Source organism: Marinobacterium mangrovicola (genome assembly GCF_004339595.1).
In the GTDB taxonomy this organism is placed as follows: Bacteria; Pseudomonadota; Gammaproteobacteria; order Pseudomonadales; family Balneatricaceae; genus Marinobacterium_D; species Marinobacterium_D mangrovicola.
On the sequence record NZ_SMFU01000011.1, the window covers coordinates 237,132 to 258,444 of the forward strand.

Annotated in this window: 19 protein-coding genes and 1 tRNA gene; 12 read left to right on the forward strand and 8 right to left on the reverse strand. The window is 57.1% G+C overall.

Features of this window, described 5'->3' with window-relative positions; genetic code table 11:
* Nucleotides 1-339 precede the first annotated feature (339 nt).
* The 8 genes from CLV83_RS18140 (at nt 340) to CLV83_RS18175 (ending at nt 8,765) form a co-directional block, all read left to right on the forward strand.
* On the forward strand, nt 340-837 hold the full coding sequence (locus CLV83_RS18140) for a (2Fe-2S)-binding protein (protein WP_132295847.1): 498 nt from the start codon (nt 340-342) through the stop codon (nt 835-837).
* Nucleotides 834-3,212: a xanthine dehydrogenase family protein molybdopterin-binding subunit gene (locus tag CLV83_RS18145; RefSeq protein ID WP_132295850.1), complete on the forward strand. Its 2,379-nt coding sequence runs from the start codon at nt 834-836 to the stop codon at nt 3,210-3,212. Before CLV83_RS18140 ends, CLV83_RS18145 begins: the two co-directional genes overlap by 4 nt.
* 53 nt (nt 3,213-3,265) lie before the next feature.
* On the forward strand, nt 3,266-4,246 hold the full coding sequence (locus tag CLV83_RS18150) for an XdhC family protein (protein ID WP_132295853.1): 981 nt from the start codon (nt 3,266-3,268) through the stop codon (nt 4,244-4,246).
* Nucleotides 4,236-4,862: a nucleotidyltransferase family protein gene (locus CLV83_RS18155; RefSeq protein WP_243642432.1), complete on the forward strand. Its 627-nt coding sequence runs from the start codon at nt 4,236-4,238 to the stop codon at nt 4,860-4,862. The genes CLV83_RS18150 and CLV83_RS18155 overlap by 11 nt, the downstream gene beginning before the upstream one ends.
* A 181-nt stretch (nt 4,863-5,043) precedes the next feature.
* The gene (locus tag CLV83_RS18160) at nt 5,044-6,069 is read left to right on the forward strand and encodes an AbrB family transcriptional regulator (protein ID WP_132295856.1); all 1,026 of its coding nucleotides are present in this window, start codon (nt 5,044-5,046) and stop codon (nt 6,067-6,069) included.
* Nucleotides 6,070-6,227: 158 nt separating this feature from the next.
* Nucleotides 6,228-7,103, forward strand: a complete 876-nt coding sequence (gene folD / locus CLV83_RS18165; RefSeq protein WP_132295859.1) for a bifunctional methylenetetrahydrofolate dehydrogenase/methenyltetrahydrofolate cyclohydrolase FolD — start codon at nt 6,228-6,230, stop codon at nt 7,101-7,103.
* 349 nt (nt 7,104-7,452) lie between these two features.
* Nucleotides 7,453-8,448: a GTP-binding protein gene (locus tag CLV83_RS18170; protein WP_132295862.1), complete on the forward strand. Its 996-nt coding sequence runs from the start codon at nt 7,453-7,455 to the stop codon at nt 8,446-8,448.
* Nucleotides 8,445-8,765, forward strand: a complete 321-nt coding sequence (locus CLV83_RS18175; protein WP_132295865.1) for a hypothetical protein — start codon at nt 8,445-8,447, stop codon at nt 8,763-8,765. Before CLV83_RS18170 ends, CLV83_RS18175 begins: the two co-directional genes overlap by 4 nt.
* A gap of 126 nt (nt 8,766-8,891) precedes the next feature.
* Here the strand turns inward: CLV83_RS18175 and CLV83_RS18180 are convergent, their stop codons facing one another.
* The 3 genes from CLV83_RS18180 to CLV83_RS18190 form a co-directional block, all read right to left on the reverse strand.
* Nucleotides 8,892-9,455, reverse strand: coding sequence for a hypothetical protein (locus CLV83_RS18180; protein ID WP_132295868.1), 564 nt, complete (start codon nt 9,453-9,455; stop codon nt 8,892-8,894).
* Between the two features lie 215 nt (nt 9,456-9,670).
* Nucleotides 9,671-10,627: a magnesium/cobalt transporter CorA gene (gene corA, locus CLV83_RS18185; protein ID WP_132295871.1), complete on the reverse strand. Its 957-nt coding sequence runs from the start codon at nt 10,625-10,627 to the stop codon at nt 9,671-9,673.
* Between the two features lie 156 nt (nt 10,628-10,783).
* Nucleotides 10,784-11,764, reverse strand: coding sequence for a calcium/sodium antiporter (locus CLV83_RS18190; RefSeq protein ID WP_132295874.1), 981 nt, complete (start codon nt 11,762-11,764; stop codon nt 10,784-10,786).
* Nucleotides 11,765-12,054: 290 nt separating this feature from the next.
* Between CLV83_RS18190 and CLV83_RS18195 the strand changes: the two genes are divergently transcribed.
* Both CLV83_RS18195 and CLV83_RS18200 read left to right on the forward strand, forming a co-directional pair.
* Nucleotides 12,055-12,142 (forward strand) — tRNA-Ser (locus CLV83_RS18195).
* A gap of 766 nt (nt 12,143-12,908) precedes the next feature.
* Complete coding sequence (locus CLV83_RS18200) at nt 12,909-14,570, forward strand: GGDEF domain-containing protein (protein WP_207894941.1); 1,662 nt, start codon at nt 12,909-12,911, stop codon at nt 14,568-14,570.
* An 8-nt stretch (nt 14,571-14,578) separates the two neighbouring features.
* On the opposite strand, the gene CLV83_RS18205 is transcribed toward CLV83_RS18200, so the two are convergent.
* Together CLV83_RS18205 and CLV83_RS18210 are read right to left on the reverse strand one after the other, a co-directional pair.
* Nucleotides 14,579-17,104, reverse strand: coding sequence for a cation:proton antiporter (locus tag CLV83_RS18205; RefSeq protein ID WP_243642439.1), 2,526 nt, complete (start codon nt 17,102-17,104; stop codon nt 14,579-14,581).
* Nucleotides 17,105-17,202: 98 nt separating this feature from the next.
* Nucleotides 17,203-17,829 (reverse strand): YbhB/YbcL family Raf kinase inhibitor-like protein, encoded by a 627-nt coding sequence (locus tag CLV83_RS18210; protein WP_132295883.1) that lies wholly within the window; start codon nt 17,827-17,829, stop codon nt 17,203-17,205.
* A 256-nt stretch (nt 17,830-18,085) separates the two neighbouring features.
* On the opposite strand from CLV83_RS18210, the gene CLV83_RS18215 reads away from it, so the two are divergent.
* Nucleotides 18,086-18,265, forward strand: a complete 180-nt coding sequence (locus CLV83_RS18215) for a PLDc N-terminal domain-containing protein (protein WP_132295886.1) — start codon at nt 18,086-18,088, stop codon at nt 18,263-18,265.
* A 61-nt stretch (nt 18,266-18,326) separates the two neighbouring features.
* Here CLV83_RS18215 and CLV83_RS18220 read toward each other — a convergent pair whose 3' ends face one another.
* Nucleotides 18,327-18,725, reverse strand: coding sequence for a hypothetical protein (locus CLV83_RS18220; RefSeq protein WP_132295889.1), 399 nt, complete (start codon nt 18,723-18,725; stop codon nt 18,327-18,329).
* A 141-nt stretch (nt 18,726-18,866) separates the two neighbouring features.
* Here CLV83_RS18220 and CLV83_RS18225 point away from each other — a divergent pair, with 141 nt between their 5' ends.
* On the forward strand, nt 18,867-19,862 hold the full coding sequence (locus tag CLV83_RS18225) for an LLM class flavin-dependent oxidoreductase (protein ID WP_132295892.1): 996 nt from the start codon (nt 18,867-18,869) through the stop codon (nt 19,860-19,862).
* 136 nt (nt 19,863-19,998) lie between these two features.
* On the opposite strand, the gene CLV83_RS22620 is transcribed toward CLV83_RS18225, so the two are convergent.
* Both CLV83_RS22620 and CLV83_RS18230 read right to left on the reverse strand, forming a co-directional pair.
* The gene (locus CLV83_RS22620) at nt 19,999-20,160 is read right to left on the reverse strand and encodes a hypothetical protein (protein ID WP_160115525.1); all 162 of its coding nucleotides are present in this window, start codon (nt 20,158-20,160) and stop codon (nt 19,999-20,001) included.
* A gap of 48 nt (nt 20,161-20,208) precedes the next feature.
* Nucleotides 20,209-21,300 carry a substrate-binding domain-containing protein gene (locus CLV83_RS18230; protein ID WP_132295895.1) on the reverse strand — a complete coding sequence of 364 codons (1,092 nt, stop codon included), beginning with the start codon at nt 21,298-21,300 and terminating at the stop codon, nt 20,209-20,211.
* Nucleotides 21,301-21,313: the final 13 nt, after the last annotated feature.

Consider the following 21,313-nt stretch of genomic DNA (forward strand, 5'->3'; position numbering starts at 1 on the left):
CGATGAGCCCGGGCTTTCCTGATATTTTCCCCCGCTGTTCGTCCGGTTCTGTGCGCTCCGCTTCTGCACTATTAGGCAATAAATAGCGAGAATCGGGCGTTCAAAGCGGGAACCTCCTGCACTATTTTGTTATTCACAAAAAGAATGTGTGGCTGGCATGTATCTTTATCGGAGCAGCAGTTTTCGCTTCCGTCTGATGCCGTTGCACTGGTCTAAACTGACTTGGCACTGGTCTGAGTTGTGGGCTCTCCACGTACCAAGCCATCTATAACAACGAAATACATTCAAAGTCTGTCAGCCTGCTCCTGAAGGGGAGTCGGGAAGCGAAGGAGCGAACCGATGATAGAAGTAACAGTCAATGGCGAAGCCCGAACGCTGGATGTTCCAGCGGACACGCCCATCCTATGGGTTCTGCGCGATACGTTGAAACTGACCGGTACACGTTTCGGTTGTGGTATGGCGCTCTGTGGTGCCTGCACCGTTCATCTGGATGGAAGCCCCATCCGCTCCTGTATGACACCGATCTCCCAGGCCCAGGGTAAGCAGATCACCACCATTGAAGCGATGGAAAACGATCCGGTTGGCCAGGCGGTGCAGCAAGCCTGGATGGATGAAGCCGTGGCTCAGTGCGGTTACTGCCAGAGCGGTCAGGTGATGAGCGCGGTATCGTTACTCAAGCGCAATCCGACCCCCAGCGACGAACAGATCGACAGCGGCATGAGCGGTAACATCTGCCGTTGTGGTACTTACCCCCGTATTCGCAAAGCGATTCAACGTGCGGCCGAAAATGGCACTGCCAGCATCGACGAGTCCCTGTTTACGGAGGTGAAGGCATGAATTCTTCTATTTTTCCTCGCAAATTCGATAGCGCCGACAGCACTGATGGTAAAGCCTCGGATGTGAAACTGGCCAACGTCAGTCGCCGTGGCTTCCTCAAGGGCATGACCGCAGCGGGCGCACTGGTCATCGCAGCGCGCTGGACACCCGCCTTTGCTGAAGAAGAGAAAAAGTACGGCGGCGATGCGATGCCCCACGGTACCGTTGATAACCCCGACGTCTTCATCACCATTGAGCCCGATGGCACCGTTGGGCTGATCAATCACCGTGGTGAAATGGGTCAAGGCATCCGTACCAGCGTCGCCATGGTGATGGCCGACGAGCTCGGTGCCGACTGGGATCAGGTGGTGGTGACCCAGGCGATTGCCCATGAAGAGAAATACGGCAACCAGAATACAGACGGTTCGCGCTCCATGCGCCAGTGGTTCGACTCCCTGCGTCGTGCCGGCGCCGCTGCACGAACCATGCTGGAACAGGCCGCTGCCAAGCAGTGGGGTGTACCGGTCAGCGAGTGTAAGGCTGGCGTACATCTGGTGATGCATACACCGACCCAGCGCTCATTGACCTTCGGTGAACTGGCAACTGCAGCAGCAGACCTGCCGGTGCCGGATCGTGACACCGTGACGCTGAAGTCCCCGGAGGAATGGCGCTACATCATGCGCAAGCCGGAGGATTTTCCTCAGGGTGAGAAGAAACAGCCGCTGGCGGCGGACGGCATGGATATCCTGACCGGCCGGGCCAAGTTTGCGGCCGATGTTACCTGGGACAACATGCTCTACGCGGTAATCGCGCGCCCGCCGTCTTATGGCTCTGCGGTGAAGTCTTACGACGCCAGCGCAGCCCTGGAAGTACCCGGGGTGGTGAAGGTGATTGAGATGCCTACCGCGACCCAGCCGTCCGGTTTTGAGCCGATGGGCGGTGTTGCCGTATTGGCGGAAAATACCTGGGCAGCGATCAAGGGCCGCCGCGCGCTGACCATCGAATGGGATGATGAACCTGCCGGTGCCAATGCCAGCTATGACTCCAAGGCTTTCCGCGAACTGCTGGAAAAGCGTTCCCAGGAACCGGGTGAAGTCGCCCGTTCCACCGGGGATATTGCCGCGGCAAAGGCGGGCGCGGCTGACGCGCTCAGCGTCAACTACTATGCCCCGCATATGGCGCAGGCACCGATGGAACCGATGGCTGCCATCGTGCGGATCAACGGCGACAGCGCCGATGTCTGGACCTCGGTGCAGAACCCGCAGGCGGCCCGTGACGGTGTAGCCAAGCGGCTGGGCCTGGAGCCGGAAAAGGTCACCGTAGAGTGTGGTCTGATGGGCGGCGGTTTTGGCCGCAAAGCCAAGCCGGACTACGTATTTGAAGCGGCTGATCTGTCCAAGGCGATGGATGGTCGTCCGGTACGTGTACAGTGGACCCGTGAGGATGACCTGCATAACGGTTTCTTCCATACCGTTGCGCTGGAGCACCTGGAAGCCTACTTCGACGACCAGGGCAAGGTCAGCGGTTGGCTGCATCGCTCCCTGGCACCGAGTATCGGCTCGGTATTCGCGCCCAATGCGGAGCATCAGTCCGCCATGGAGCTGGGCATGGGCATCCGCAGCATGCCTTACGATATTCCGGCGATTCAGCAGGAAAGCGGTGAGGCGGAAGGACATATCCGCATCGGCTGGTTCCGTGCCGTTTACAACGTTCCGCATGCCTTTGCGATCCAGAGCTTTATTGCTGAGCTGGCGCACCAGGCGGGCCGCGACCACAAGGAGTTCCTGCTGGAGCTGCTGGGGCCGGATCGTAAGATCGACCCGCTGAGCCAGGGTGAGGTGTTTAACTACGGTGAAGATCCGGACAAGTATCCGATCAACACCGCGCGTTACCGTGCAGTGATCGAGCGGGCGACCAGGGAAGCGGGCTGGGGTAAAGAGATGCCGGCTAACCGCGGTCTTGGTCTGGCCGTGCATCAGAGCTTCGTTTCATACTGCGCCGTAGTGATGGATGTTGAGGTGACTGATGCTGGCGATGTGATCATCCACCGCGCCGATATCGCGTTCGACTGTGGTCCACAGGTCAACCCGGACCGTGTCGCCTCCCAGCTTGAAGGCGCCTGTGTCATGGGCACCGGCATCGCGATGATGACTGAGATTACCGCGAAGGATGGTGTGATCGAGCAGAACAACTTCGATACCTACCGTGTGCCGCGCATCAACCAGGTGCCTAAGGAGATCCACACCCATGCCGTGAATAACAGCGTGGATGTGCCGATGGGCGGTGTTGGTGAGCCTGGCTTGCCGCCGGTGGCACCGGCGCTGTGCAACGCGATCTTTGCCGCATCCGGCAAGCGTATTCGCAGCTTGCCTGTGGCTGATCAGCTGAAAAGCTAAGCAGCCAGATAGCTCAGTAAGCAGCTAAGTAGAGAGGTTAATCGAAGCGTTTAATGCAGCATCTCGATCTACAGGTGGTGGAGCAGGCACAGGACTGGCTTAACGCCGGGGAAACCGTCTGGTTTTGTTCTGTGCTCTCCACCTTTGGTTCATCACCCCGTGAGCCGGGTTCTATCATGGTCGCCAAGGCCGATGGCCGGCACCTGGGCTCGCTGTCCGGTGGCTGTGTCGAGGAGGACTTTCTCGAGCGGCTGCAGGCGGGGGAGTTCAGCCAGCGGGTGTGCACCGAACGATACGGTCAGCGCCGCGAGGATAACCGGCCGCAGATTCAACTGCCCTGCGGCGGCATCCTCGATGTTCTGATCGAGCGGCTTGAACCGGATGACGACAATTGTCGTCATCTGTCTGAGCTGGTGGCGGTGATGCGTGGCCGGGAGCAGAGGCTACGCCGCGTATCCCTGACCGATGGTTCCTATTCCCTGTCACCGGTTGATAGTGCAGGTGGCGACCGTGTGGAGGTTGGCGCAGAGAGCGTTAGCGTCCGGATGGGGCCTTCGCTGCGGTTGATCATTGCAGGCCTGTCCAGTGTCGCTATTCCCTGTGCGCAGTTTGCGGTCAGCCTTGGCTATGAGGTGATTGTCTGTGAGCCGCGTGAAGAGGAGTATCGCGACTTTAATCTCGACGGCGTACGGCTGGAGAAAACGCTGCCCTCGCTGTTTATCGCTCAGCCCGGCAACTGTCACCAGCAGACCGCCGTGGTGGCGATGACCCACGATCCGCGTATCGATGATCTGGCGATGATCGAGGCGGTGCGTACCGATGCGTTTTACATCGGTGTAATGGGTTCGCGCCTGACCTCCGACAAGCGCGCTGCTCGGTTGCTCTCCACCGGGGGGCTTAGCCCGGATCAACTGGCGCGTATCCAGATGCCGATCGGGCTTTCGCTGGGTAGTAAAACCCCGGCTGAGATCGCCCTGGCGGTGATGGCCGATGTGCTTCGCGTGCAGCGTGGTAGAGATCGTAATGATCTCTGAGCAGCCGTCGAAGGTTCTGGTTATTGTCATGGCGGCGGGTTTTTCCCGCCGTTTTGGTAATGCCGACAAGCGTAATGCGTCGCTGAGTGATGGCCGTACCCTGCTCGCAACCACGCTGTCGCAATTGCAGCGAGGGACTTGTGCAGCTAACTATCAACTGGCCGTGGTCATTCGGCCGGAGGATGATGCAGCGGCGCTGGGTATTCCCGAAGACTTGCCGTTGCTGCGGGCTCCTGCTGCTGAGCGAGGGTTGGGCGGCAGTATCTCCGATGCGGTGCGATCCGTGTCGGCTGATCCCGCCTTTGCGGCCATCGACAGCCTCGCCATTATGTTGGGCGATATGCCCGCGATCCAGCCGGAAACTCTGTCGATGCTAGTGGCGGCCGGCAGGCCGAATAGAATCCTTCGTCCCCGATACCAGGGGCTGCCAGGTCATCCGGTGCTGTTTGGGCGCGATTTCTGGCCTGAGTTGCTCAGCCTGGAAGGCGAGGAGGGCGCGCGCGCGGTGATCAGGGCGAACAGCGCCTCACTGTTCGCAATTGATGTGGAGGATAAGGGTGTTGTCGTTGATATTGATACGCCGGAGCAGCTTGCACAGCCACTCAGCGGCCACTAAACGTTTGCGTCGATTCGCGTGTTGCAAGAACTGAAAGCGTAAACGCGATATACTCTCATTCCTGTTTGGATACCCCCTCGGGCGCCTTTTTACAAACATTCCGGCCCGGGTGTTTCTGCTTCTTCAAGGTTTCGGCAGTGCCGCTCCCACAGCGCTGTCTTTGCTTTAGTTGTGATCAATTATGCTGACGATACTCAAAACCCTGGCCATCGGTGTAGCGGGCGGCTGGCTGGCTACGCTGTTGCATCTGCCTTCTCCCTGGTTGCTGGGTGCCATGCTATCGGTGCTGCTGGCTATTGCGGCACGGGTGAAGGTGCATATGCCGGCCATGACCACTTCGGTGATCTCGCTGTTTCTCGGTGTTTCCATCGCCAGCGGCATTGAGGCCGATATTGTCGATCATCTGATCGATTGGTCCGCCACCCTGCTGATGATGATCTGCATGCTGGGCGTGCTGGTTGCCATGCTGTTCAGTTTTTATCGCTACCGTTGCCGCTGGAGCGAAAGTGACGCGCTGCTGAGTTCGGTGCCTGGTAACCTGGCGGTAGTGATGCTGTTTGCGGTGCAGGCCGGGCTCGATGTGAAGCGTATCGCCCTGGTGCATAGTGTCCGGCTGTTTTTCCTGGTAACCGCCTTGCCCCTGGCGTTTCCGATTACTCAGCGGTCTGAGGCTGAGCTGGTGCAGTTGCAGCCGGATTACCCGCTGCTGGCGCTGGTTTTTGCCTGCGCGTTCGCGGGAGGCTGGTGTGCTCGACGACTACGCGTACCGGCGGGCATGCTCACCGGCTCGCTGTTCACCACCCTGGTGATAAAGTTTTTGTTCGGACTCGATATGCATATACCGCCGCAGTGGTTTAACGGCGTGCTGGCGGTGCTTGGAACGGCAATCGCGGTGAGAATGGCGGGGCTGGACCTGGCGTTGCTGCGTAACACCTTCATGGGCGCGCTCGGCGGGCTGTCGCTGGCATTGATAACCTGCGGCTGCTTTGCAATGGTGCTGCATCTGGGCTTTGATGTGCCGTTGTTGCAGGCGCTGCTCTCCTACATGCCAGGCGGTATCGAGGTGATGGTGGCGATCGCGTTCAGTACCGATGTGGACCCGGTGTTTGTGGCGACCCACCAATTGGTGCGTGTGCTGGTTATGTGTTTTGCGCTGCCGTTTCTGTTTCGCTGGGTTGCAGGCCCGTCGTTAAAGGCGTCGAGTTGAGCGCTCTGTCGCAGCATCTACCTCTTCAGAATCCTGACTGGACAAACAAGGGTGCGACCGGGCGCCGTTCCCTGTAGAATTGCGCGCCAATATCGGCCCGTTTTTTACGGCGGGCATTCACTTGTGGCGCGGGGAATCCTGACCCCGGGGAGAGAGGTGTGAGCGAAGCACAGACGACTGTGGATAAACGTATCGATGGCAAGGCAGTAGCCGCCGAGTTGCGCAAGGAGATCGCCGGCAAGGTGACAGCGCGTCTTGAGAAGGGGTTGCCGGCTCCCGGTCTGGCAGTGGTCCTGGTGGGTGAGGATCCTGCATCCAAGGTCTACGTGGGTAGCAAAGTCAAAGCCTGCGAAGAGGTTGGTTTTCTCTCCCGTAACTACCGTCTGGAAGCGGACACCTCTGAAAGCGAACTGCTGGAGCTGATCGACACGCTGAACGCCGATCCGGAGATCCACGGTATCCTCGTACAGCTGCCGCTGCCGCAACAGATCAACGTTCAGTCAGTGATCGAGCGCATCGATCCGAAGAAAGACGTAGACGGTTTCCACCCGTATAACCTGGGTCGTCTGGCCGGTAAAGCACCGACGCTGCGCCCCTGCACACCTTACGGCTGTATCCGTTTGCTGAAGGCTTACGGTATCGACCCAATGGGCAAAAAAGCGGTGGTTGTCGGTGCATCCAACATCGTCGGTCGTCCGGTGGCGCTGGAACTGCTGATGGAGCGTGCAACCGTAACCGTCTGCCATTCCAAAACCCAGGATCTGCCGGCTGAACTGGCCCAGGCTGATATTGTCATCGCTGCCGTGGGTATTCCCAAGTTCATCAAGGGTGAGTGGCTCAAGCAGGGCGCTGTGGTGATCGATGTGGGTATCAACCGCCTGGATACCGGCAAGCTGGTGGGTGATGTGGACTTCGATGCCGCCTATGACCGCGTTTCTGCAATTACCCCGGTTCCGGGTGGTGTCGGTCCGATGACCATCGCCTGCCTGCTGCAGAACACCCTGGAAGCCTGTGAGGCGATGGAAGCGCAGTAATCTGTTCGTTTTCCGCCTGCCGAAAGCGCCTTTTGAGGCGCTTTTTTGTTGCCCGCTAAAAGCCGCCGTTGGCAGCTCCTGTTTACATTTTGGTCACGCCGGTTAACGGTTTTTCGCTGTTCTCCTAAACTCATAGCTATTGCTGCCGGTCAATGCACGGCGGGGTGGTCAGGGCTTCAGGTGTTTTATATGCAACTTATCTGATCCGCGGGCTTGAAACCTTGTGGGTTTACGCTAAGAATCGGGAAACGTTCAAAACAGACGTTTCATCCCGATGTTCCTGTTCCTAGATCAGCCCACGTTCAATGACGTAATAGGAACGGGCAGTGCGATGAAATGAGGAAGCGAAATGGCTGACTATAAAATACTCTTTACCGGTTCGGTCTGCTCCGGCAAGACCACCGCCATTCGTTCGCTGAGTGATATCGAAACCATCGATACCGATGCCAGTGTCAGCGACTCGGCGATCCGGCGTAAGCAGAAAACTACCATCGCCATGGACTACGGCGTGCTGGAGATGTCTGACAGCTCAAGGCTGCATCTCTATGGAACACCGGGGCAGGAACGCTTCCGATTTATGTGGCAGTTGATGATGAGCGACCTGGTGCATGATGCTCAGGCGCTGGTGTTGCTGGTGGATAACACCCGTAATGATCCGTTCAAGGACATCAGATTCTACCTGGACGAGTTTCGCGATTATCTGGTTCAGCGCCAGTTGATTATCGCCGTGACTCACTCTGACCAGCAGGCCCATCCCGATCACGCTTATTACATGAATGAGCTGAAGGGCATGGGTATTTTTACCACCGTGCTGTTTATCGATGCCCGCTACCCGGATTCAGTGCTTGAAGTGGTTAAGTCGGTTCTCGCTGAGCGTGAGCCCGATCTGAACTGGGATGAACTGGGCCAGCGCCTGATGGCGCATCGTCCGCCGGTGATTGAGGAAGAGGAAGAGAGCAGCGAAGCGCCGGTGGCGGCAGAAACCAGCGAACCGCCCGAAGTAAAACTCTTCAGCGCGGTTTCGCTGATGGATGCGGCGATGAACACTCGCGGTATCACAGGTGCCATGCACCTGGGCGCGGATCGCAAGGTGCTTGAGACTAACATCGGTAGCATGCAGAACCAGGCGATGCTGAAGACCATGGTGAACCTGGTGGCGGCGCTGGAGAAGAAGGTTGCCTTCCTTGGGCATATCGACAACCTCGTGCTATGTGGGCCTGAGCACGAGACGCTGTCGGTGTTTGTCGAGGAGCGCCAGGCACTGGGCTTGTGTTCTGAGAAAGAGTTGAGCCTGGCGGTTGTGAAGCAGCAAGGTCAGGATCTGTTGCAGTGGAGTGGGGAATGAAGGAATTACTGGGACAGGTCGACAAGGCGGGAGTGGTCGAGAGTAGCTGCATCCTGCAGGGCGCAGAAATCAGCGTATCCACCTTTGCCAGCCGCAACCACGAGACGGTGGCCAAGAAAGCGTTCAGCTACGTGTTTCAGAATGTATCCAAGCTGCGTACCAAGCATGATGAGGCGCACCTGGAGATCGGCGGCAAGCGCCTCAGCGGTTTTATGCTGAACGGTGAGCGGGTGCTGATCTGCATGTCTGACAAGAACACCAATGTCTCCCTCGTCAGGGAACATATCTACCTGCTCAAGCCGAAGTTCGAGGCCTGAGCTCAGATTCGACGCTAATCGGCGCAAGGATGCGCCTCCGGGCAAATAAAAAGAGCGAGTGTTCCGCCTCCACCCGACGGGACACTCGCTCGGTGCTCTTTACAGACTGTTCTATACGACAGTGGTTTAGACCGGACCGCGAGCGGACTGCTTCACCTCGATCGTCTGGCTCAGGGCTTCTTCCAGCGTAACGCTGCTCGCACCCTTGGGTTTGAACCCTTTCATCTCACCGTACAGAGTGACCAGTTTGTCGCCGGAAGACTGGCCTTTGAAATCACTCTTTTCCAGGGCCAGCTCATCGATCGCTTCGTTCCAGGGAATGCCTTCATCCAGCGGCATCAGGATGAACTCTTTGCCAGCAGCTCCCAGTACCATCGGCTCACCGATGTTACGTACGAAGATCATGGAGGCAGCATCGTCCGCCAGATCCTTGCCGTATTTTTCCAGCAGCAGTTCAAGCAGTGCCAGATCATTGATCAGGCCCACCATCAGCTTCAGCTTCTCGTCCTGTTCCAGCAGAACGGCGCCAAGCAGAAGAGAAACAGGCGGCTTGCGACGACCCTGGGCGTCGGCGACTTCGCCTTCCTCAATCACCAGCTCGCCACGGTAGGCGAATCCACCGCTGCTGGTGTTTTCCAAAAAGTTGGTATTGAACAGCAGCGACTGTTCGTCATAGGTCTTCAACAACATCGTCGTTATCCTCATTCGATTGCCAATAAGGGATAGCAAGAACGTGGCCGTATTCGACGTCTCGGTAAAACTACTTTGTAATCATTGGGATAAGCGGGATTGTCGTGAACGCGCCAAGGTCCGCTCAGGTCGGGTTTGTTGGCTTTCTCACAGATAAACTGACGGGCTTGTCGCAGCCCGGCCAAAATTGACCGGGTGAGGGAAGGGCTCCTGGGTCAGAGCCACCCCTTACGTTTGAAATACCAGTAGGGCGCGATGCCGGAGAGGACCATCAGCCCCAGCGCCCAGGGATAGCCCAGCAACCACTCCAGCTCCGGCATATGCTCGAAGTTCATGCCGTAGATGCTGGCCACCAGAGTCGGTGGCAGGAACACCACGGCGGCGATGGAGAAGGTCTTGATGATCTGGTTCTGCTGAATATTGATAAAGCCCAGCGCCGCATCCATCAAGAAGTTGATCTTCTCAAACATGAAGTTGGCGTGGGACATCAGTGTATCCAGGTCGCGCAGCAGCTCGCGGCAGCTTTCCTGTTCCTGGGGAAACTCACGGATATGACGCAGCAGAAAGGAGATAGAGCGCTGGGTATCCATCAGCACCAGACGCATCTTGCCGTTGCTGTCCTCCAGCCGTGAGAGCTTGTCGAGCGAGCCTTCCATCTCGGCGCTGTCGCGCTTTTCCAGTACCAGGGTGCTGACCGATTCCAGGTCCCGGTGCAGATCCTCCAGCTGGTCCGCCAGGTTGTCCACCTTCTGGTCCAGCAGTGAGGTCAGCACCTGCAGTGGCGAATGGGTTTCGATCCAGCCGCGGCGGGCGCGCAGGCGCATCAGGCGGAAGTCTGCCAGTTCGGTATCGCGGATACTGAGCAGGCGGTCTTTTTTCAGCGTAAACGCCACCGTGCAGGTCTGGTGGCGTCCCTCGGACTGATAAAGAAACAGGGAGTGGACGTGGATATCCGTGCCTTCGATAAAGTAGCGTGCACTGGATTCGATCTCCTCCACCTCATGGGCGTCGGGCAGACTCTCCGGATACAGTGACTCTACCAGCCAGCGCTCCTCGTCATTCGGCTCCTGGAGGTCTATCCATGCGACCTCTCGCAGTGTTGACGCGGCGGTTTGGGGCTCCAGTTCGCATTCGACCAAATGTTCCTGCTCGATCGAATAGGCTCGCATCATGCTGGAGGGCTCCTTACAGGGTTTTGAAAATCGTTTTCGAGGTAGCCGAGGCAAGGCAAAAACAGGCGAAAAGGCGGAGTTTAGTGAACTAAATGAGCACTTTGAGCCTGTTTTTAACGCAGCGTTCGGCAACGCAGATAGTTTTTCAACATCCTGTTAGCCGAGGGCGGTTTCTACAACGGTATAAATCAGGTACCCAGTATACCCTGCATAGGCCAGCACCAATACGCCACCTTCCAGACGATTGATATGGCCCGCCTTGCGCATGCCGTAACCGAGAATAAAGAGGGAGAAGGTCAGCGCGGCCATCACCATCCAGTCACGGTAGAGGACGCTCGATTCAACCGCCATCGGCTGAATGGCGCCGGCGATACCGACCACAGCCAGGGTGTTGAACATGTTGGAGCCAATTACATTACCCAGTGCCAGATCATGCTCGTTCTTGCGTACCGCGGCGATGGAAGAGGCGAGCTCAGGCAGCGATGTGCCGATGGCTACCACCGTCAAACCGATAATCAGATCGCTAACACCCAGTGCCGAAGCGATATCCACGGCTCCCCATACCAGCAGGCGGGAGCTGGCGACGAGTAGCAGGAGGCCGATAAACAGCCACATGAGTGCCTTTTTCATCGGCATCAACTCTTCCTGCATCTCATGCTCGAAGTCATCGCCCAGAGAATCGCCGCGCTGCTTCATGCCGAGCCAGATCGACCAGCCCATGGCGAGTGCGAATACCAGTAGCAAGACAATGGCATCCATGCGGCTGATCTGGCCGTCGATCAACTGATAACCGGCGAGTAGCGTCACGGCCGCCAGTACCGGCAACTCTTTACGTAGAATCTGGGAGTGAACGGCGATGGGGCAGAGCAGGGCGGTCACACCGAGAATCAGCGCGATATTGGTAATGTTGGAGCCGTAACCGTTACCCAGTGCGAGGCCCGGGTTGCCTTGCAAGGAGGCCAGCGCAGAGACCACCATCTCAGGTGCAGAGGTACCAAAACCGATAATCACCATACCGATCAACAGCGTCGGCATCCCCAGGTGCTTGGCCGTGGCGGCGGCTCCATCCACAAACCTGTCAGCGCTCCAGACAAGCAGCGCCAAACCCACAATCACGGCCAAAATTGCCAGTAACATCTATCCACTCCCGGAAAAAAATCGTTGGAAACCAAGCGCGCTACTATACCAGCTAAGAGGATCTCCTCTCAGGGGCCGGGCAGCAACCGGGCAGACGAATTTTTCGACGGGTGTATCAGTATTTTTCGATCATCCTGTACGGCAGATAACCGCTTTTGGAAGTACGGAGTTCGGGCCATTAACCGTGGATTTAAAAAAAGTTTAATTCATCGCTTGTTCTTTCAAATCAGTCTGATAGAATGCGCAGCCACTTGAGTCGAGGCCCCCAAAGGCGCGATTCAGGGATATGCGGTGAGGTGTCCGAGTGGCCGAAGGAGCACGCCTGGAAAGTGTGTATGTCGAAAGGCATCGAGGGTTCGAATCCCTCCCTCACCGCCATCAAATTTTCGTTTTAAATCAATAAGATGCTGACTTAATGGTTGGCTTGTTTTGTTTTGAACGGGTGTTTTGGGAGCAATCTGGGAATAAGTTCTTGATTGTACAGGGTGGTTTCGAATCCCTCCCTCACCGCCATCGAATTTAGAAGCCCTGTTCGTAACCCGGACAGGGCTTTTTCGTTTCAGGCGGCAGCGATTCCTGAGAGGGAGGGTGAGAACCCTCGACAGGGTTCGAGTCGGGCCACGTTGGTAGAGCGGAGCGAAACAACGCCGGAGCCAGCGACGGCGGCCCCGAAGGGGCGCAAGTAATCCCTCACTGCCATCTAATTCAGAAGCCCTGTCACATTGTGATGGGGCTTCGTCGTTTCTGGGGCAGCGTCCCCTTAGCCGCCTATCTGGCTAGGCTACCGCCGGTTATTTATGAGATATGGGCTGTTTCAGTAGAGTCGTTCGGTGCTTTTTTGGCAGTGCAATTGTCTCTCCATCCCTTTGTCCTCTATTAGCACTTGCATTGTTTTTATTTGTTGCATATAAGTAACACTTTAGTTGGCCGAAGTGTCAGATTTCACAAGAAAAACATGGCGACTCTAAACCCCCTTGGATAGAGTTAACATGAATGCTGAAGTTACCGTCGGCGCGGCAAAGGAGGTGCCGGGGCGGTTTATCCTAAGATGGGGCCTGGCCCCGAAATATCGGGTTTCGTTGTGCTGCTAAGGGTGCTGCTTTTTCCACTGTTCTTTCTATCTGCCTGGGTTTCAGCAGAGACAGTGAAACTTGATAGTGGGTGGTCCTACCGCTGGGGAGACTCCGCGTTCGATAGCAGTGGGGTGCCGCTCTGGACGCAGCAATCCGATCCTCAAGCTTGGCATGCGATCGCCTTTCCTGCTGACCCGCCCGATAGAGCCGATAAACAGAACATCTGGTTCCGCACGCTGTTGCCCGAGGGCGACTGGCGTGATCCGGTGCTATACATCTCCAGTGTCGACCTGATCGTCGAAGCCTATGTTGATGGCCGTAAAATTTACAGTTACGGACACTTCGATGAGCAGGGTAAAGGCACATTTGAAGGCTGGCCCTGGCACATGATCGAGCTGCCCTCGGGTAGTCAGGGCAAGCCGATCTATCTACGTATATTCTCCGATTACAAAAACATCGGCCTCTGGGGCGAGGTGAAGGTTACCGAGCGCAGCGAATTGATCTCGTCGGTGATCAATGAATCGCTGGAGGGGATCATCGTTGGCGTCTTCAGTCTAGTGATCGCGTTGCTGGCGGTAGTGCTTGCGTGCATGCAGACCGAACGGCGTATGTTTATCGCTGTGGCTCTCTATTCGTTGAGTGCGGCTGGCATGGTAATCCCCGGCAGCCCGGTGTCGCAGATGTTGCTGAATGCGCCGCTGGTCTGGGATTACATTGGCGCGCTGGGCTATTACCTCATGCCGGTGGCGATGGCGTTGTTGATGGAAACCTGGTTTAAGGATCGCTCGGTTCGCGTGTACCGCATGGTACGTTGGGTATCGATCGCTTATATCGGTTTGGCGATCGGTGGCAGCCTGCTTGGGTTGGTAGAGTTGAGCAATACCTATCCCGCCTTTGATTTTTTGTTTGCGATTTCGCTGGTGCTGCTGTTTTTGCCGGCGCTCAGGGGCTTATCCGGTTTCAGTCGTCAGCAGTGGGCGGTGCTAGGGAGCTATGGTCTGTTCGCGGCATTGCTCCTGGTGGATATGGGCGTCGCGCATAAGTTTCTGCCCTGGGTTAAGGTGCCTATACCCTGGGGCTCGCTGGCGTTCTCGGTGGTTGTGGTGCTGATTGCGGTGATCCATTTCAATCAGACTCAGCGCGAGCTCAAGAGCCTGAACGAATCCCTGGACCGGCAGGTCAAGGCGCGCACAGCAGAGCTTGAGCTGCTCTCCTATGAGGACCCTCTGACCAAGCTGAAAAATCGGCGTTTCTTCGATGAATCGTTCGAGCGTGAAGCTTCCCGTTCGAAGCGGCAGGGTTGTCCGCTATCCTTGCTGATCTGTGATATTGACCAGTTCAAACACTTCAATGACACCCAGGGACACGCCGCCGGTGACGAGGCGCTGCGGCAGGTCGGTTTGAAAATGAAGCAGGCATTCCGCCAGAGTGATCTGGCCTGTCGTTATGGTGGTGAGGAGTTCGTGGTTCTTATGCCGGGTGCGAGTAGCGCTGATGCGGTGGCGCGTGCCGAAGAGCTGCGCCGGGCCGTTGCTGCAAACGATATGAGCATGGATGGAAAGACCCTGCCGCGTATTACCCTGTCCGTGGGCGTTGCCAGCTGGCCGGGTAGTGCCTCCAGAATCGATACCCTTTTTGCCCGCGCGGATCAGGCGCTTTACAAGGCTAAACGGGCAGGGCGCGACCGGGTTATCGACGCCGACTTCGAGACCTACTCACCCGAAGGGAGCTGATCTGAAAGTCAGGCTTCGTCTGACCCTTCAGGTCGCTCAGTTCCTTTTCTGTTTTCTTCTGTAATCCCATGTATCTGACGCTGGCGCGCATCGCTGCGCTTCAGTCTGCTGGCCATTGCAGGGTTTTGTGCCATCAACTGATTGAGGTTATTGCGACTGAGCGTATAAAGCCTGGTTGGGGTCTGCGCCACCATCGAGGTGTCAGGCGTGCGTAGTTCACCCATCAGCGCGGATTCGCCAAATGAGTCGCCGGCAATCAGGGTACTCAAATGCTGCTCACCGGATTCTGTCTTGCTCTGCAGTTTGATAATTCCCCGGCTGACGATATAGAGCCTGTCGCTACGATTGCCCTGTTGCACCAGCTGATCGTGTTTTTCCAGCGTCATCGCCTCACATTGAGCGGCGATCTGGTTCAGCTCGGTTTCGGTAAGGTGGCCAAACAGAGGCACCCGGCGCAGCAGCTTGGCCGGGTCATCATCAAGATCAGGGATCGGCAGTCCGCGTAAGGCCTTCAACTCACGCTGAAGCGATACCTCGATCTGCTCGGCGGCGCCCTTGGCCAGGGTGCCAAGCTGAGCCTGTTCCCGGGTGGTGTCGATCTCTGCCAGCAGCACTATCCGCTTACCCAGGCGCACCTGCATCAGCCGCGCAAGTTCCGGAAAATCATGGTTCAGGCGGTGCAGCTTGTCCGATGCCAGGTTGTTCCAGTGGCGGAAGCGTTCAAGCACCTGATCAACGATATCTCTGGGCGTGGATTCCAGCTGAGCCAGTTGTTCCAGGGAATTGAGCACATGACGGCTACCTTGAAAGTGACCCCAGACCACCTCGTAATAGCGATTGATGTGGCTGATACGCAGGCGCTCAACCAGCGGCTGTAATGGCGTATGGTCGCCAAGCAGCCTGAACAGCCAGTGTTCGATGAATTCATAGTGGCTATGGCCGTTAATATCCTCGATGCCGTTGCCATATTTCAGGGTATCTATCTGGTGATCCAGCACCAGCAGCAGCCGCCGCATGCTGGTCTCGCTGATGTGCCCGGCATTGAACATCTCCTGGTAGTGGCTCTTCTCCTCAGACAGCGCACGCAGGAAAAACAGGTTCAGTTCTTCGTCATGACCAAGCTCGCGTTGCCTGAAGCGTTTGATTTTGCGCTTGGCCTTGCTGATCGCCTGTCGACTTTTAAGGTTGAAACGGTGGGCGATGCGGCTGGAGAACATGCCGCCTTTCTGCAGTGCAGGCAGGCGTTCAATGGCCAGTTGGTGCGCTTCCAGATCACGTTCAAACAGGGCCAGGCGATCTGCAAGCGAGGCCTTGTCGAGGCCCAGTAGCGACAGCACCGGTTTGATTGTCAGGCCCTGAACCAACAGGGTAAACAGCACCGCGCCGGTGACCAGGGCAACGAACAGATCCTTGAACGGGTAGTCGGTGAGGCTGAGCACGATGGCCAGTGCGATGGCACCGCGCAGGCCGCCCCAGAACATGATAAAGCGGTAGCCAAACCCCACGGGTTTGACGCCGGGCAGGCGGTCAAACAGTGGCAACAGCACAAAGATAACGATCGCCCGCGATACCAGCATCGCCAGTACCACCCAGAGAATCAGGTCCCAGGAGCGGGCCAGCTCCAGTAGGTCAACCTGCATACCCAGTAGCAGGAACAGCAGAGCATTGGAGACAAAAGAGAGCACGTCCCAGAAGTGCTCGAGAGAGATCTGCACAGAGGAACTGATACGCAGCCTTCCCCAGGAGCCTAGCAGCAGGCCTGCCCCCAGCGTGGCCATAACGCCACTGATGTGCAGCACCTCTTCGGCGATCAGAAAGGCCAGGTAGGCGGCGGCGATGGTCAGGCTGATCTCGAACACCGGGTTAGAATCCAGCCAGCCGATGAACAAGCCGCAGACATAGCCCAGCGCGACCCCGAAGGCCAGGCCGCCGGCAAAGAGGATAAAGAAATCGACCACGCCCCCGGCCAGCTGAGAGCCGGAGATGGTGCCGACGGCGAGAATACCGAGCAGGATTTTTGAAACCACCAGGGCGGTGGCGTCGTTGAAAAGGCTCTCGCCCTCGATCAGCGTCGAAAGCCTGCCCGGAGCACCCACCTGGCGGAACAGGGCAATAACGGCGACTGGATCGGTGGCGCTGAGAATGGCGCCCAGCAGCAGCGAGGCGACCAGACCTATATCCAGGGCTTGCCAGATAATAACGCCGATAAGCCCGGTAGATAGCAACAGTCCGGGTATCGCCAGCGCCAATATCTGTAAGCTGTTGCGCCGCAATAGTGCGGTATCCAGGTTATAGCTCGATTCGAAAATCAGAGTGGGCAGGAACACAAACAGAATAAGGTCCGGCGAAATACTCAGCGCCGACTCCATATTCGCCAGCGCGGGAACAGTGTCGCTGACAAAGCTGATGCCGATACCCACCAGCACCAGCAGCACCGTGTAGGGCAGCCCGCTGCGCCGTGCCAGCAGGTTCACACTGAGCGCGACCAGCAGCAAAACGAAAATAACAGCCACCAGCTGCGGAACAGGGTGCATAGCTTCCAATGCCGGGATTCCTCACAGCATGTCGCCACCCAGGGAGGGTGGCGGATCGTCAGTCACGGCGCGGCGATGGCCGTGCCGCAAGCCGTTACTCAGGCAACGGACGGGTTTAGTGTATAGGTGCCGGTAATCGCGGCGCCATCAAGAATGTGGATCTCAAGCTCTTCGTAGAGGGTTTCGCCATCGACACCCGGTTCCGCTTCGATGCTCTCCACATCCAGCGCGTAAATGCTGAACACGTAATGATGTGGAATTTCATCGTTCCAGGGCGGGCAGGGACCGTCGTAGCCGAAGTAGTTGCCTTCCATATCCGCATCGCCGGCGAACCACTGGGTGTAGGAGTTGATGCCGTGACTCATGCCGCCAGGAGCATCCGGGCCGCTTTTACCCTTGGGGGTGACGCCGCTGCAGTGGCTGCCTTCGGCGATCTCCGTAACCGAAGCGGGAATGTTGAACAGCACCCAATGAAAGAAATCAGCGCGGGGCAGGGAAGCAGGAATAGTGCGTCCTTCCTGGTTGGCATCGTCGGCAACGCTGGGGGCATCGGGATCATGGCAGATCAGTGCGAAGGATTTGGTGCCAGCCGGAAACTCGCTCCAGATAAGGTGGGGATTGATATTTTCCGCCAGGGCTACGTGAGTGTCCGGATCAATACTGGCAAAACAGTAACGGCTTGGAATCGCATCGCCGTTGTTGAAGCTATTGCTGAAGATCTTCATTAATAATCCACCTAAAGTTCTCGGGTCCTTGAAGCGTTTGGGTAGAGATCCTGCGCGCAAGGGCGGCAGGCTGCACAATTAATGTAGCATCTGGGCCGTTTCGTCGTAACCCGGATAAGTGTTTGTAATATAGGCGAGATGCTGATCTGGATCGATCTTTTGTGCCGAATTGAACCTGCGGGTCAGCGTGTTAGTCTAAAAGCCGGTAACACAGGAATACAAAGTCAAAGTCAGAAACTACATAAGAGGGATCAACATGGGTGTAGAAGTTTCCGGACTATTTGGTTTGATTCTGCTGGTACTGGATGTGCTGGCTATTGTGAAAACGGTACAGAGTAACGCCAGCACGGGCGCCAAGGTCTTATGGATCGTCGTGATTCTGATGTTGCCGTTGCTGGGTCTGCTGCTTTGGTTCCTGTTCGGGCCCAAGGGCTAGTACCACAAAACCAGTACACAGAAGCGAGTACCCAGTTACGAGGTGCTACTGCGTATTTTTATCATTTAACCGGCTCCGCCCCGATTTCTGCGAGCAGTTGGTCGAAGACTTCGGGGTTGTTCTGCTTCAGAGCGTTGAGCGCGGTTTTCAGATCGCCGAGTGACTTGAGCAGCAGATGCTGCTTCTCTTCCTCGATTTTCGCTGCCAGCTCCCTGAGCTTTTGTGCTGGCTCTGAATCCTTGCCCTCCACCAACTCAAGCACCGCATCGGTGAGTGTGCCCAGCTGGCTGCCATAGCTGGCGACTCTGCGAGTAATGAGTGACTCAAGCTTTGGATTACCTGCCAGGGTGACATCAACCTGCGGGGAAAACCATTGCGTCACCGGCGCTATGGACTGATCGACATCGCCGCTCAGCGGGGAGTTAAACATCCACCACCAGGGATTCATCCACTCATTCATGCTGACCTCCGTTTCAGGGCTTAGAAGAGCTGCTCTCTGGAAAGTCTGGTCCATAAAGCCAATAACGGCCAGCGTTGGTGATTAGGTTTATCGTTTTTTTTCGATATGGCATCATGGCAGCCTAAGATAAGGATACGAGCCATGAATTTACTGCAAGAAACGCCTTTCTCCCTGCTTGAGCTGGCGCCCATGCGGCTCGGCGATACGGCCGGGGATACGCTGAAAGGCACTCTCGAGTTCGCACGCCACGCAGACCAGAGCGGCGTGCATCGATTCTGGCTGGCAGAACACCATAACATGCGCGGTATCGCCAGCTCCGCCACCTCAGTGCTGATTGGCGCGGTGGCAGGCTACACCGAGCGTATGCGGGTCGGCTCTGGCGGCATCATGCTGCCAAACCATCCGCCCTTAGTGGTCGCCGAGCAGTTCGGTACCCTGGATGCGCTCTACCCGGGCCGGATCGACCTGGGTCTTGGGCGCGCACCGGGTACCGATCCTCTGACCTCAAGGGCACTGCGCCGTGACGATATGCGCGCCGAGCAGTTCCCACAGGAAGTGGAGCAGCTGCAGAAGCTTCTGGGTCCTGTTGATCCCGATGCCCGTGTGCACGCAGTGCCGGGCGAGGGGAGTCAGGTTGATATCTGGATTCTCGGTTCCAGCATGTTCAGCGCCCATCTGGCGGCGGCGAAAAGCCTGCCCTACGCCTTTGCCGGTCACTTCTCGCCTAGGTACGCCCGCGATGCGCTGGAGCTGTATCACGCCAATTTCACGCCCTCCGAGACGATGCCAGAGCCCTATGCGATTCTCTGTTTGCCGTTAATTGCAGCGAACAGCGACGAAGAGGCGCGCTTTATCGGCACCAGTTCGCAGCAGCGTATTCTGGCGCTGTTGCGCGGTGATCCGCTCTGGCTGCGGCCGCCCGTCGAGTCGATGGACGATCTCTGGAATCCGCGCGAGCGCGCTGGCGTGGAGGATTTCCTTGGGTTGCAGGTGAGCGGTGGCCCTGAGACTCTCCGGTCGAAGCTGTCGAAAATTATCGAGACCTACCCGGTGAACGAGCTGATGTTTACCAACGATATCTACGATCAGCAGCAGCGCCAGGAAGCGGTTTCTATTTTGATGTCGTTGAAGGGCTGATGTCGTTGAAAGATTAAAGCTGATTCGTAGGAGCGACGTCCCCGTCGCGATTAACCACCGGCGTTTTAAATAACTGCTATGCCGGGTTCCATCGGCGTGAGGGCGCGCCTCCTACCTTTTGTGTTCAAGACAGAGCTCAGTGCTCCATTTCATTGCCCCGCGGCGCAATTCCCCAAAACACCCCACCAATGAGGGTGATGGCGGCTCCGCCGATAATCCAGCTCCAGCCCATACCGAGCAGGCCGGCGAACTCTATGCCCAGGCCAGCGAGAAACAGTAGCGCGGTCAGGTAGATCATGGGTCTCTCCTATGCCGTTTAATCGCGTGTTTTCTCCAAGCCTAGCAATCAGATGCCGGATTCGCCGGAAAGAATCTCATCCGGCATGCAGATTTCTCCGCTTTGTTCTGCCCTGTAGCCAGGGAGTTTATCTACCTCGTTGCTGAAGGCTTCGCTTTGCAGGTTGCTCAGCAAAGTCTTTACGGCGGGCATAGAAAGAGTGCGCTGATGGCAGGCGAGCAGGTACTGCTCCTGTGCCAGCGGAATAAAGTCGAGCCCGAACTGGCTGGCGGCGGCCTGGACACCAAACCCCGTATCGGCCATGCCGGCGGCCACATGGGCGGCGATCGCCGAGTGGGTGTACTCCACACCGCTGCTGTCGAGCCACTCGTTGACCTCTATAGATGCGCGATGCATCAGCGCTTCCAGCAGTTGCCGTGTGCCCGAGCCCGGTTCTCGGTTGATAAAGCGGATATCCTCCCGGGCAAGATCGCTGATCGAGGTGATATTGAGCGGGTTGCCCGGCTGTACCATCAACCCCTGCTGACGGGTGATAAAGCGGATTATGCGATGGGCGCGGGGTTTGAGCAGTTTCTGCGCCTGAGTGCGCATCTCCGAGTCGATCGCTTCCACCGGCAGGTGAAAGCCCGCCATATCGCACTGCTCCCTGGCGAGAGATGCCAGCGCTTCCTGACCATGGCGATACTGCAGATCCAGTTCAAACCCCTGGGCGAAGCGCGGCAGCAGCTCCACCGCGTAACCGTGACTGGCATGCAAACGCAGGCTTGGCCTACTACCCTCTAGTAGTCGGGAAAGTTCCAGATTGAGCTCAGAGGTGATGTTGTCCAGCTGGGGTTCCAGGCGGGCGATCACGCGCTTCTCCGCCCAAAGCAGTTTATCGCCCAGCGCGGTTAGGTGAGCGCCACGGCCTTTCTCCAGCTCCACCAGTGGGGTGCCGAAAAAATCGGCCCACTTGTTGAGTTGGTTCCAGGCGTGGCGATAGGAGATTCCGGCCTTGGCGGCGGCGCTGGTGAGCTTTTTATCCTTCTCTATATGTCGCAGCAGGATAAATAGCTGAGGGTCGAGTGTGCGACCCTGATCATCACGAAAAGACCAGGTCGGAACGATATCGATTTTATGCGCTGTTTTTGAAATAGGCATTGTTTTTCATATT

Excerpts from the sequence above, each read along its gene's own strand:
- CLV83_RS18210 (WP_132295883.1), bottom strand. The coding sequence starts at position 17,829 with ATGAAGATCTTCAGCAATAGCTTCAACAACGGCGATGCGATTCCAAGC.
- CLV83_RS18180 (WP_132295868.1), bottom strand. The coding sequence starts at position 9,455 with ATGTTGTTGAAGACCTATGACGAACAGTCGCTGCTGTTCAATACCAAC.
- CLV83_RS18160 (WP_132295856.1), top strand. The coding sequence starts at position 5,044 with ATGCTGACGATACTCAAAACCCTGGCCATCGGTGTAGCGGGCGGCTGG.
- CLV83_RS18205 (WP_243642439.1), bottom strand. The coding sequence starts at position 17,104 with ATGCACCCTGTTCCGCAGCTGGTGGCTGTTATTTTCGTTTTGCTGCTG.
- corA (WP_132295871.1), bottom strand. The coding sequence starts at position 10,627 with ATGATGCGAGCCTATTCGATCGAGCAGGAACATTTGGTCGAATGCGAA.
- CLV83_RS18220 (WP_132295889.1), bottom strand. The coding sequence starts at position 18,725 with ATGAATGAGTGGATGAATCCCTGGTGGTGGATGTTTAACTCCCCGCTG.
- CLV83_RS22620 (WP_160115525.1), bottom strand. The coding sequence starts at position 20,160 with ATGATCTACCTGACCGCGCTACTGTTTCTCGCTGGCCTGGGCATAGAG.
- CLV83_RS18150 (WP_132295853.1), top strand. The coding sequence starts at position 3,266 with ATGCAGCATCTCGATCTACAGGTGGTGGAGCAGGCACAGGACTGGCTT.
- CLV83_RS18225 (WP_132295892.1), top strand. The coding sequence starts at position 18,867 with ATGAATTTACTGCAAGAAACGCCTTTCTCCCTGCTTGAGCTGGCGCCC.
- CLV83_RS18170 (WP_132295862.1), top strand. The coding sequence starts at position 7,453 with ATGGCTGACTATAAAATACTCTTTACCGGTTCGGTCTGCTCCGGCAAG.
- CLV83_RS18140 (WP_132295847.1), top strand. The coding sequence starts at position 340 with ATGATAGAAGTAACAGTCAATGGCGAAGCCCGAACGCTGGATGTTCCA.
- CLV83_RS18190 (WP_132295874.1), bottom strand. The coding sequence starts at position 11,764 with ATGTTACTGGCAATTTTGGCCGTGATTGTGGGTTTGGCGCTGCTTGTC.
- CLV83_RS18215 (WP_132295886.1), top strand. The coding sequence starts at position 18,086 with ATGGGTGTAGAAGTTTCCGGACTATTTGGTTTGATTCTGCTGGTACTG.
- CLV83_RS18155 (WP_243642432.1), top strand. The coding sequence starts at position 4,236 with ATGATCTCTGAGCAGCCGTCGAAGGTTCTGGTTATTGTCATGGCGGCG.
- CLV83_RS18230 (WP_132295895.1), bottom strand. The coding sequence starts at position 21,300 with ATGCCTATTTCAAAAACAGCGCATAAAATCGATATCGTTCCGACCTGG.
- CLV83_RS18175 (WP_132295865.1), top strand. The coding sequence starts at position 8,445 with ATGAAGGAATTACTGGGACAGGTCGACAAGGCGGGAGTGGTCGAGAGT.
- CLV83_RS18145 (WP_132295850.1), top strand. The coding sequence starts at position 834 with ATGAATTCTTCTATTTTTCCTCGCAAATTCGATAGCGCCGACAGCACT.